At 78.2% G+C, this 9857-nt stretch carries 8 protein-coding genes and 1 tRNA gene; 5 read left to right on the top strand and 4 right to left on the bottom strand.

Annotated features, from left to right (window positions below):
- Window positions 1-77 precede the first annotated feature (77 nt).
- From GTQ99_RS14730 to GTQ99_RS14720, 3 genes are all read left to right on the top strand, one after another.
- Window positions 78-1250, top strand: coding sequence for a DNA polymerase III subunit delta' (locus GTQ99_RS14730; RefSeq protein WP_166616491.1), 1173 nt, complete (start codon window positions 78-80; stop codon window positions 1248-1250).
- Between the two features lie 42 nt (window positions 1251-1292).
- On the top strand, window positions 1293-2837 hold the full coding sequence (locus tag GTQ99_RS14725; RefSeq protein ID WP_166616490.1) for an alpha/beta hydrolase: 1545 nt from the start codon (window positions 1293-1295) through the stop codon (window positions 2835-2837).
- Between the two features lie 70 nt (window positions 2838-2907).
- Window positions 2908-3789 carry an alpha/beta fold hydrolase gene (locus tag GTQ99_RS14720; RefSeq protein WP_166616489.1) on the top strand — a complete coding sequence of 294 codons (882 nt, stop codon included), beginning with the start codon at window positions 2908-2910 and terminating at the stop codon, window positions 3787-3789.
- Here GTQ99_RS14720 and GTQ99_RS14715 read toward each other — a convergent pair.
- Complete coding sequence (locus GTQ99_RS14715) at window positions 3780-4157, bottom strand: VOC family protein (RefSeq protein ID WP_166616488.1); 378 nt, start codon at window positions 4155-4157, stop codon at window positions 3780-3782. The genes GTQ99_RS14720 and GTQ99_RS14715 overlap by 10 nt on opposite strands.
- 246 nt (window positions 4158-4403) lie before the next feature.
- Between GTQ99_RS14715 and GTQ99_RS14710 the strand changes: the two genes are divergently transcribed.
- A tRNA-Thr gene (locus GTQ99_RS14710) sits at window positions 4404-4477 on the top strand.
- A 99-nt stretch (window positions 4478-4576) separates the two neighbouring features.
- Window positions 4577-5173: a VTT domain-containing protein gene (locus GTQ99_RS14705; RefSeq protein WP_166616487.1), complete on the top strand. Its 597-nt coding sequence runs from the start codon at window positions 4577-4579 to the stop codon at window positions 5171-5173.
- On the opposite strand, the gene GTQ99_RS14700 is transcribed toward GTQ99_RS14705, so the two are convergent.
- The 3 genes from GTQ99_RS14700 to GTQ99_RS14690 all read right to left on the bottom strand — a co-directional run bounded on the left by GTQ99_RS14700 (window position 5139) and on the right by GTQ99_RS14690 (window position 9484).
- Complete coding sequence (locus GTQ99_RS14700; protein ID WP_338075011.1) at window positions 5139-7814, bottom strand: putative bifunctional diguanylate cyclase/phosphodiesterase; 2676 nt, start codon at window positions 7812-7814, stop codon at window positions 5139-5141. The genes GTQ99_RS14705 and GTQ99_RS14700 overlap by 35 nt on opposite strands.
- A gap of 202 nt (window positions 7815-8016) precedes the next feature.
- The gene (locus tag GTQ99_RS14695; RefSeq protein WP_166616486.1) at window positions 8017-9030 is read right to left on the bottom strand and encodes a zinc-dependent alcohol dehydrogenase; all 1014 of its coding nucleotides are present in this window, start codon (window positions 9028-9030) and stop codon (window positions 8017-8019) included.
- A 97-nt stretch (window positions 9031-9127) separates the two neighbouring features.
- Complete coding sequence (locus tag GTQ99_RS14690; RefSeq protein ID WP_166616485.1) at window positions 9128-9484, bottom strand: hypothetical protein; 357 nt, start codon at window positions 9482-9484, stop codon at window positions 9128-9130.
- Window positions 9485-9857: the final 373 nt, after the last annotated feature.

Raw genomic sequence — 9857 nt, 5'->3', positions numbered from 1 at the left:
GCCCAGCCCGCCGCCGAGCCCGCCGCGGCCGAGGACCCCGCTGCCGGCGCAGCGGCGCACACCCGGGCCGGTGCCCGGTGAGCGTGTGGGACGACGTCGTCGGCCAGGAGCCGGCCGTCGCCGTGCTCGCGCGGGCCGCGCTGGCCGCCCGCCGCGGCACGGGCGGCATGACCCACGCCTGGCTGCTCACCGGACCGCCCGGCTCGGGGCGCTCCAACGCCGCCCGCGCCTTCGCCGCCGCGCTGGTCTGCGAGGACGGCTCCGAGGTCGGCTGCGGGCGCTGCCCGGGCTGCCGCACGGGCCTGGCCGGCTCGCACGGCGACGTCACCGTCTTCAGCACCGAGCACATGCAGATCCGCCGCGAGGACGTCGAGCCGCTCATCGCCACCGCGCAGCGGCGCCCCTCGGTGGCGCGCTGGCGGGTGATCGTCGTCGAGGACGCCGACCGGCTGAACCCCACCTCGGGCAACGTGCTGCTCAAGACCGTCGAGGAGCCGCCGCCGCAGACGGTGTGGGTGCTGTGCGCGCCCGGCGTCGACGACGTCCTGCCGACCCTGCGCTCGCGCTCGCGGCACGTGCCGCTGCGGGTGCCGCCCGCCGACGCGGTGGCCGAGCTGCTGGTGCGCCGCGACGGCGTGGACCCGGTGATGGCGGCCTTCGCCGCGCGCGCGGCGCAGAGCCACGTCGGCCTCGCCCGCCGGCTGGCCCGCGACGAAGGCGCGCGCATCCGCCGCCGCGAGGTGCTGCGGCTGCCGCAGCGGCTGCGCGGGGTCGGCGACGCGGTCGTGGCGGCCGGCGAGCTGGTCGAGGTGGCCGCCGAGGAGGCGGGGGCCTCCACCAGCGAGCGCGACGCCGCCGAGAAGGCCGCGCTGCTGCGGGCGCTGGGCGCCGACGGCTCCGCGACCGTGCCGCCCGCGGTGCGCGGGCAGGTGCGCCAGCTGGAGGAGGACCAGAAGCGCCGCGCCCGCCGCCACCAGACCGACGTGCTGGACCGCGCCCTCGTGGACCTGCTGGGGCTGCTGCGCGACGTCCTCGTCGTGCAGCTGGGGGCACCGGTGGACCTGGTGAACTCCGACATGACCGCCGACGTGCGGGCGATGGCCGAGCAGTCCACCCCCGAGGACGTCCTGCGCCGCGCCGACGCCGTCCAGCTCGCCCGCGAGCGCCTGGCGCAGAACGTGGCCCCGCTGCTGGCCGTGGAGGCCCTCGCCCTGCAGCTGCGCTCGCCCCGGCGGCCGTCGGCGCGCTGAAGCAGCCCTGCGCACGGTGCTCCCGCGTAACCTGGCGTCACCATGCGCCGCCGTCCCGCCCTCCTGACCGCCGTCGCCGGTGCCGTCGCCGCCGTGCTGGTGACCCCCGGCTGCTCCGCCCTCGGCGGGGAGCCGGAACCGGAACCGGTGGGCAGCGCCACGAGCGTCGCGGGCGAGCCCGCGCAGGACCCCGAGCTGGCCCGCTACTACGGGCAGCGGCTGCAGTGGGCCGACTGCTCCGGCGGCTTCGAGTGCGCCCGCCTGGAGGTGCCCGTCGACTACGCCGAGCCCGGCGCGGCGACGGCCTCGCTGGCGGTGGTGCGCCTGCGCACCGCGGCCACCGGCGAGGACCGGCTCGGCTCCCTGGTGCTCAACCCCGGCGGGCCCGGCGCCTCCGGCGTGGAGTACGCGCGGGCCGCGACCAGCGTGACCTCGCAGGTGCTGCGCGACCACTTCGACGTCGTCGGCTTCGACCCGCGCGGGGTGGGCGGCTCCGACCCGCTGCGCTGCCTGCCCGACGAGCAGGTCGACGCGTTCCTGGCCACCGACCCCACGCCCGACGACGGCGGTGAGGTGCAGGCGCTGCAGCAGCAGACCGGCGCGCTCGGCGCCGGCTGCGCGGCCTCCGGCGAGCTGGCCGCCCACGTCGACACCCGCTCGGTCGCCCGGGACGTCGACGTCCTGCGCGCGGCCCTGGGCGACGACAGGCTCAACTACCTCGGCAAGTCCTACGGCACCTACCTGGGGGCCCTGTACGCCGACGCCTTCCCGCAGCGCGTGGGGCGCTTCGTGCTCGACGGGGTCATCGACCCGGCGCTGAGCAGCGAGGAGGTCAACGCCGGGCAGGCCGCCGGCTTCGAGCTGGCGCTGCGCTCCTACGTGCAGGACTGCCTGGCCGGGGACGACTGCCCGCTGCGCGGGAGCGTCGACGACGGCGTCGCGCAGGTGCGCTCGTTCCTGGACGGCCTGGACGCCCGCCCGCTGCCCACCGGCACCGACCGCCCGCTCGTGCAGGGCCTGGGCTACCTGGCGCTGGCCTACCCGCTGTACGCGCGGCAGCTGTGGCCGCAGCTGTCCGCCGCGCTGGGCGCCGCGCTCGCCGGGGACGGCTCGGCGATGCTGGCGTTCGCGGACGCCTACGCCCACCGCGGCGCCGACGGCCGCTACGCCGACAACTCCACGACCGCGATCTACGCGGTGAACTGCCTGGACCGCGACGACGCCGAGCCGCTGGCGGACGTGCAGCGCTCGGTGGCGGAGTTCGCCGCCGACTCCCCGACGTTCGGGCCGTTCCTGGCCTGGGGCGCGCTGGCGTGCACGCAGTGGCCGATCCCGCCGGTCGGCGCGGTCGCCCCGGTGAGCGCCGAGGGCGCGGGACCGGTCCTCGTCGTCGGCACCACCCGCGACCCGGCGACGCCGTACCGGTGGGCGCAGGGCCTGGCCGAGCAGCTGAGCTCGGGGCGCCTGCTCACCTACGACGGCGACGGGCACACCGCCTACGCGATGGGCTCTGGCTGCATCGACTCCGCCGTCGACACCTACCTCGTGGCCGGCACCCCGCCCGAGGAGGGCACCACCTGCACCTGAGGCTCCCGCGCACCCGGGGTGCGCCGGGAAACCCGGTGCGGCGCGGGTGCGGGCGCGCCACGATGACCGCGTGGACGAACCCCTGAGGATCGACGTCGGCGGAGCGGTGCTCGTCGCCGACCACCGCCCCGGCCCCGGCCCCCTCGTGGTCCTGCTGCACGCCGGCGTCTGCGACCGCCGCAGCTGGCGCGCCGTCACCGACCGCCTGCCGGGCGTGGCGACCCTCGCCCACGACCGGCGCGGCTTCGGGGGGTCCACCCCCGCCGGCGAGGGCGACCCCACCCACCTGCAGGACCTGCGCGCCGTCCTCGACCACGTGCAGGGGGCGGCCGCCGGGGAGCCCGTCGTCCTCGTCGGCAGCTCGATGGGCGGCGGCCTCGCGCTCGACGCCGCCCTGGAGCTGCCGGAGCGGGTGGCCGCCCTGCTGCTGCTGGCGCCCGCGGTGAGCGGCGCCCCGGCGCCGGCGGCGGCCGACCTCGACGAGCGCACCCTGGCCCTGGACGCGGCCGCCGACGAGGCCCTCGCCCGCGGCGACGTGGAGGAGGCGCTCGAGCCGTGCCTGCAGCTGTGGCTCGACGGCCCCGCCTCCCCCGGGCGCGTGGGCGGCGCCGTGCGCGAGCTGGCCCGCGACAGCGCCCGCGCGGCGCTGCGCGGCGGCGGCGCCGACACCGGCGCCGGCGAGGTCGACGCCTGGTCGCGGCTGGGGGAGCTGGCGGTCCCGGTGACCGTGGCCACCGGCGACCTCGACGTCCCGTACCTGCTGCGGCGCACCGAGGAGCTGCTGGAGCGGGTCCCGGGGGCGCGGCGGGCCGCGCTGCCCGGGACCGCCCACCTGCCGCAGCTGGAGGCGCCCGACCTCGTCGCCGACCTGGTCGTCCGCCTCCTCGCCGACGTCGCGGCGGTCGGCGCGGCGGACGGCGCGGTGTGGCCGCGGGAGCGCGCTCAGACGTAGGGCTTCGTCGTCAGCTCCAGGTAGTGCCCGGCGGGGTCGAGGAAGTACACCCCGCGCCCGCCGTGCTCGGTGTTCGTCTCGCCCGGCCGGGTGCGCTGCGGATCGGCCCAGTGCTCGCGGCCGGCGGCCACCAGCCGCGCGTACGCCCGGTCGAACAGCTCCTCGTCGACGAGGAAGGCGTAGTGCTGGGGCTGCAGGAGCTCCACGGGCGGTTCGGCGAACTGCAGCAGCACGCCGTCGGGCATCAGCAGGTTGGTGAACAGCCCCCAGGACGGGGCGTCGGCGAGCTCGATGAGCTCGCGCAGGAAGGTCGCCGACTCCTCGCGGTCGCGGGCGGCGATGATCGTGTGGTTGAAGGAAGCGGGCACGACGGGTCTCCTCGGTGTCTTCGGCATCCGGTCACGGGGGTCCGGAGGAGGAGCCGTCTGCGCGCGCCCCCGGACGGGGTCCAGCAGGAACCTCCCTGGAGTCGGGGCCCGTGGGGCGCACCCCGACGCTAGCCGCCCGTGGGCGCCCCTGGCCAGACCCCGGCCGGGGCGAGGGGGAGCCGTCGAGGTGAGAGGAGGCCGCACCGTCCTGTAAGCTCACTGACCGTGCCCGCGAGGGCGCGAGACGCCGCCTTAGCTCAGTCGGCCAGAGCGACGCACTCGTAATGCGTAGGTCCGGGGTTCGATTCCCCGAGGCGGCTCGTCCCGGAGGGGGCGCCCACGACGGGCGCCCCCTCCGTCGCGTCCGGGGCCGGTCCGGGGCGGGTGCGGTGCGCAGCCGGTGCGCGAGGATGCCGCCCGTGGCGCACCTGCTCGACCCCACCGCCCACGCCGACGACTGGCTCGTGGCGCTGGCCGTGCTGCTGGGCGCCGTCGTCGTCGGGGCCGTGCTGCCGCTCGTGCCCACGGGCGCGGCCGTCAGCGCCATGGCGGCGCTCGCCCACCACCGCTCCTGGCTGTCCACGGGCGAGGTCGTCCTCGTCGGCGCGGCGGCCGCCTACGCGGGGGACCTGCTGCTGTACGCGCTGCTGCTGCGCGGTGCGCACACCCGGGCGGGGCGGGCGCTGCACCGGCGGGCCGGGGACTCCGCGCACCTGGAGCAGCTGGCGCGCCGGCTGGCCCGCCACGACGTCGGCACGCTGACGACCTCGCGGCTGCTGCCGGGCGCGCGGGTGCCGGTGATGGCGGCCGCCGCCACGACGGACTACCCCCTGCCGCGCTTCGCCGTGGCGAACGCCGTCCCGGTGACCTGCTGGGCGCTGGCCTACGGCGCGCTCGGGCTGGCCGGGCGCAGCCTCAGCGACCGCCCGTGGGCGGGGGTCGCCGCCGCCGTCGCGCTGGGCGTGGCCGCCTCCGCCCTGGTCAGCCTCGTGCAGCGCCGGCGGGAGCGCCGGTGACGACGGCGAGGCCGGCGAGCTCGCCGGCGGGGGCGGGGCGGGCGAAGAGGTAGCCCTGCGCGGCGTCGCAGGAGGCGGCCAGCAGGCCGGCGAGCTGGCCGTCCTGCTCCACCCCCTCGGCGACCACGCCCAGGCGGGAGCTGTGGGCGGCGCTGACGAGCAGGCGCACGAGGTCGGCGTGCGCGGTGTCGGGGGAGGCCACGAAGCTGCGGTCGATCTTGAGGACGTCCACGGGCAGGCGCGAGAGCTGGCCGATGGAGGTGTAGCCGGTGCCGAAGTCGTCGATGGCCACGCGCACGCCCAGGGCGCGCAGGGCGCGCAGCTGCTCCAGGGCCAGCGGCTCGTCGACGAGCACCGTCTCGGTGACCTCCACGGTGAGGCGCTGCGGGGCGGTGCCGCCGGCGGCCAGGGCCGCGGCGACGTCCTCCAGCAGGTGCGCGCGCGCCAGGTGGCGCCCGGAGACGTTGACGGCCACGCCCAGGCCGGCGCGCTCCCCGCCCTCGGCGTCCCAGCGCGCCAGCTGCGCGCACGCCTCGGCCAGCGCCCAGCGGCCCAGGTCGCAGATCAGCGAGGACGCCTCGGCGATCGGCACGAAGGCGTCCGGCGGCACCAGGCCGTGCCCGGGCCGCTGCCAGCGCACGAGCGCCTCCACGCCCTCGGTGCGGCCGCTGCGCAGGTCGAGCACGGGCTGGTAGTGCAGCACCAGCTCCCCGGCGTCGAGGGCGTGGCGCAGCGCGGCCTCCACCTCGGCGCGCGCCGCCAGCTCCGCGCGCAACGCGTCGTCGAAGACCTGCACGACCCCGCGGCCGGCGGCCTTGGCCCGGTAGGTGGCCGCGTCGGCCTCCTGCAGCAGCTGCTCGGGCGCGCTGCCGGGGGTGCTCAGCGCCACCCCGACGCTGGCGCCGGCGCGCACCGGGCGCCCGCGCAGCTCCACCGGCGCGCAGACCGCCTCCGCGAGCCGCCGGCCCCGCTCGCGCAGCGCCTCCAGCGCCCCGCCCACCGCCTCCGGCGAGGTGCCCGGCGCCACCGCGACGCGCGGGACCAGGACGACGAACTCGTCGCCGCCGAAGCGGCACACCACGTCGCCCTCCTCGACGACCGCACCCATGCGCGCGGCCACCACCTGCAGCAGCTCGTCGCCCGCGGCGTGCCCCAGGGAGTCGTTGACCTGCTTGAAGCGGTCCAGGTCGACGAAGAGCAGCCCCACCCGGTGCCCGGAGCGCTCGGCGCCGCCCAGCGCGGCCTCCAGCAGCGCCTGCGCCCGCGCGCGGTTGGGCAGGCCGGTGAGCGCGTCGTGCGCCGCCTGGTGGGCCAGGTCCGCCCGCAACCGCTCGCGGTCCTGCACGGCCCCCACGAGCTGCGTCATCGAGGCGTGGACGACAGCGCCCAGCGGCCCCTCCAGGGAGCGGCGCGCCGCCTCGGAGTCGAGGTCGCCGGCGGCGACGGCCTGGGCCTGGTCGCGCAGGCGGCGCAGCCCGTGCACGGCGGCGGCCAGCCCGCGCGCCACGGTGCGCACCTCGGCGGGGCCGGACTCCTCCACGTCGACGAGCTCGCCGGCGCCCACGGCGCGCGCCTGCGCGGCCAGCCGGGCCAGCGGCCGCGTCAGGGAGGCGCGCACGACCACGGTGGCCACGAGGGTCGCGACCAGCAGCGCGGCGGCCAGCAGCAGCACGGAGCGCAGCTGCCGGTCCACGTCCGCGGCGTGCGCGGTGGCCGCGCGCACCGCGCGGTCGGCGGCGACCTGCACGGCGCGCTCGATGCCGGCGTCGCGGCGGGCGTTGGCGGCCAGCAGCACCGGCAGCCGGCTCGGCGGCGGCTCCTGGCCGGCGGTGGCGGCGGCCGCCGCGGTGGCGTCCACGGTGCGCACGCCGCTGCCGGTGGCGGTCGTCCAGGCGGTGACGACCTCCGGCGCGCAGGTGTCGACCACCTCGGCGGCGGCCTCCCGGTAGCCGCCCCAGACCTCCACGAAGCGGGCGTGGACCGCGTCGCCGCTCGCTCCCGTGCCCAGCAGCGAGGCCAGCAGCAGGGGCGTCTCGGCACCGGCGAGGGTGCCCGCGCGCGAGACGCGCAGCACGTCGCCGACGGCGTCGGTGGTCCCGCCGTCCAGCCCCTGGGTGCGGGCGGTGCGCAGGTGCGCGGCGGTGCGGATCCCCAGCTGGCGCCCCAGCGCCTGGTACTCGGTGAACACCGAGTCCAGGGGCCGGTCGCCGCGGCGGGTGCCGCGCAGCCGCGCCAGCGCCTGCGCGACCTGCTCGGCGTCGGCGCGGGCGGCGGTGCCGCGGGCCCGCTGCACGGCGGCGTCGACCTGGGCGCGGGCGGTCTCCAGGCGGCCGGTCGCCTCGCTGCCCCGCAGGGCCGCCAGCACGGCGGGGTCGACCCCGAGGGCGCGGGCCTGCCCGGGATCGCTCACCAGGCCGGTGACCAGGGCGGGCGCGACCTCCTGGGCCAGGCCCACCCGCACGGCGTCCAGGGCGACGGCGGCCCGCACCTCCGCCACGGCGGTGCGCACCGCCGCCACCTCCCGGCTGCGCTCCTGCACGGCGACGCCGACGAGGAGGGCGACGCCCGTGGCCGGCACCAGCACGAGCGCGACGAGGCGCTGCTGCAGGCCGCCACGGCCCCGCCGCCCCCTGCGCTCCACGGTGATCACCTCGCGGACGTCGGCGCGGCACCGCCGCGCGTTGAGCGGTGCGGCCGAGCGGCACCCGGACAGCCGCGTCCGACCACCCGCCCGGTCCAGCGCACCCGCCCGGCGCGCTCGCGCCGGCGTGCCCAGCGAAGGGGACGGGCCCCGCCGGCGCAAGCGGTTCGGCGGAACCCGTGCGTGCCGGTGCGCGGTCCGCTCAGGGGTGCAGCAGCACCTTGAGGGCGCCGGAGCGGGCGGCGAGGACGTCGAGGGCCTCGCCGGCGCGCGCGATGTCGAACTCGTGGGTGATGAGCGGCGTCGGGTCCAGCACGCCCGCGGCGAAGGCGCGCACCGCGTACGCCCAGGCGCGGGTGGGGGCGCCGAAGACGGTCATGACGTGGACGTTGCGCGAGACGAGCTCCAGGCTGGACAGGTCGTCGGCGTCGGAGGCGGGGATGCCGGTGAGCACCGCGCGCCCGCCGCGGCGGGCCAGCCGGACCGCGCTGCGGGCCACGCCCGGTGCGCCCGCGGCCTCGACGACCGCGTCGAAGCGGCCCTCCACCGAGCCCGGGTCGGAGGTGTAGTGCGCGGCGCCGCAGGTGGCGGCCAGCTCGCGGCGGGAGTCGTCGCGGTGCACGACGGTGACCTCGCAGCCGGCGCCGCGCAGCAGCTGCACGGCGAGCAGGCCCAGCGTGCCGGCGCCGATGACGGCGACCTTCGAGCCGACGGTGACGTCGGCGAGCAGGACGGCCTCGGCCACGCAGGCCGCGGGCTCGATGCCCGCGGCGGCGCGCAGGTCGGCGCCCTCGGGCAGCAGGTGCAGGTAGCGCGCCGGCAGCGTCAGCCAGGTGGCCCAGCCGCCGGGCAGGGTGAAGCCGGTCTCCTCGTACTCCTGCGGCCAGCCCTCGGGGTCGCCCACCACCGAGGAGGGGGTGCCCTCGGCGGTGCGGATGCCCTGGCCGACGACGCCGCGGCCGACGATCCCGGCGGGCACGCCGTCGCCGACGGCCTCGACGGTCCCGGACCACTCGTGGCCGGGGACGACGGGGTAGCGGACGAACTCCGCGGGGCGGGTGCCGGCGAAGACCTCGCGGTCGGAGCCGCAGATGCCGCACCAGGCGATCCTGACGAGCGCCTCGCCCGGCCCGGGGTCGGCGACGTCGACGTCGATGAGTTCGAGGGATCCGGGGGCGGGGACCCGGACGGCCCGTCCCGTGCGCGCGGCGGTCATGGGCGCAAGCTAGCGGGCCGCGGCGACGCGTGCGGCGATAGGTGCGGCGTCGGGTGCGGCGTCGGGTGCGGCGTCGGGTGCGGCGTCGGGTGCCGGGTCAGGCGTGGCCCTCGGCCCGGTCGATCAGCTCGGTGAGGGCGCTCACCAGCCGCCGCGCCTCCGGCAGCGACAGCTGGGCGCTGTCGCCGATGAAGACCCGCGGGCCGAAGCGGCGCAGCACGGTCTCGCCCCGCTCGGCGTAGGCGAGGTCGGTGCACTCCAGGCGCACGGGGCAGGGGCGCTCGGCGCCCTCGTCGCCCTCGAGGGGGACGGTGGCGGCCTCGTGCGCGTGCAGCCAGCCGCCCTCGACCTCCAGCCCATGCGACGCCCACGCGGGGGCGTCCCAGCGGATGACCTGGATGGTGTCGTCGGCCACCTGGGCGGTGCCGTCGGCGGGAGTGCGCTGGTCGTCCATCGACGCTCCATGACTGGCTAGTGGGGTGGGAAGGACCGCAAGGGAAGCTGAAAGTAAGCGACTCATCGCACAGAGTTGCTCGGTCAGCCTGCCAGACGAGGAGCGGTTTCGCCCTGTGATCGGGACAACACTCCGGGTCGATCTGGTGGTCTCCACAAGCAGGCGCGGCTGTCCACCCTGTGGACGAGGGCGCGGAGGAGTTGCCTCGGCCTTCCCCCCGGCGGCACCATCGGCACGTGCTCCCACGCCGGCTGGTCGTCCTCGACCCCTTCTGGCCGGGCCGGCGTCCGTACCTCTTCGACGGCTGGTGTCGGCGCTCCTGACGCGCCGACACCAGCCGTCGAAGAGGTACGGACGCCGGCCCGGCCAGAAG

This window comes from Kineococcus vitellinus, from assembly GCF_009906315.1.
Classification (GTDB): Bacteria; Actinomycetota; Actinomycetes; order Actinomycetales; family Kineococcaceae; genus Kineococcus; species Kineococcus vitellinus.
This window is presented reverse-complemented; position numbering and strand designations above follow the sequence as displayed.

Excerpts from the sequence above, each read along its gene's own strand:
- GTQ99_RS14725 (WP_166616490.1), top strand. The coding sequence starts at position 1,293 with ATGCGCCGCCGTCCCGCCCTCCTGACCGCCGTCGCCGGTGCCGTCGCC.
- GTQ99_RS14695 (WP_166616486.1), bottom strand. The coding sequence starts at position 9,030 with ATGACCGCCGCGCGCACGGGACGGGCCGTCCGGGTCCCCGCCCCCGGA.
- GTQ99_RS14690 (WP_166616485.1), bottom strand. The coding sequence starts at position 9,484 with ATGGACGACCAGCGCACTCCCGCCGACGGCACCGCCCAGGTGGCCGAC.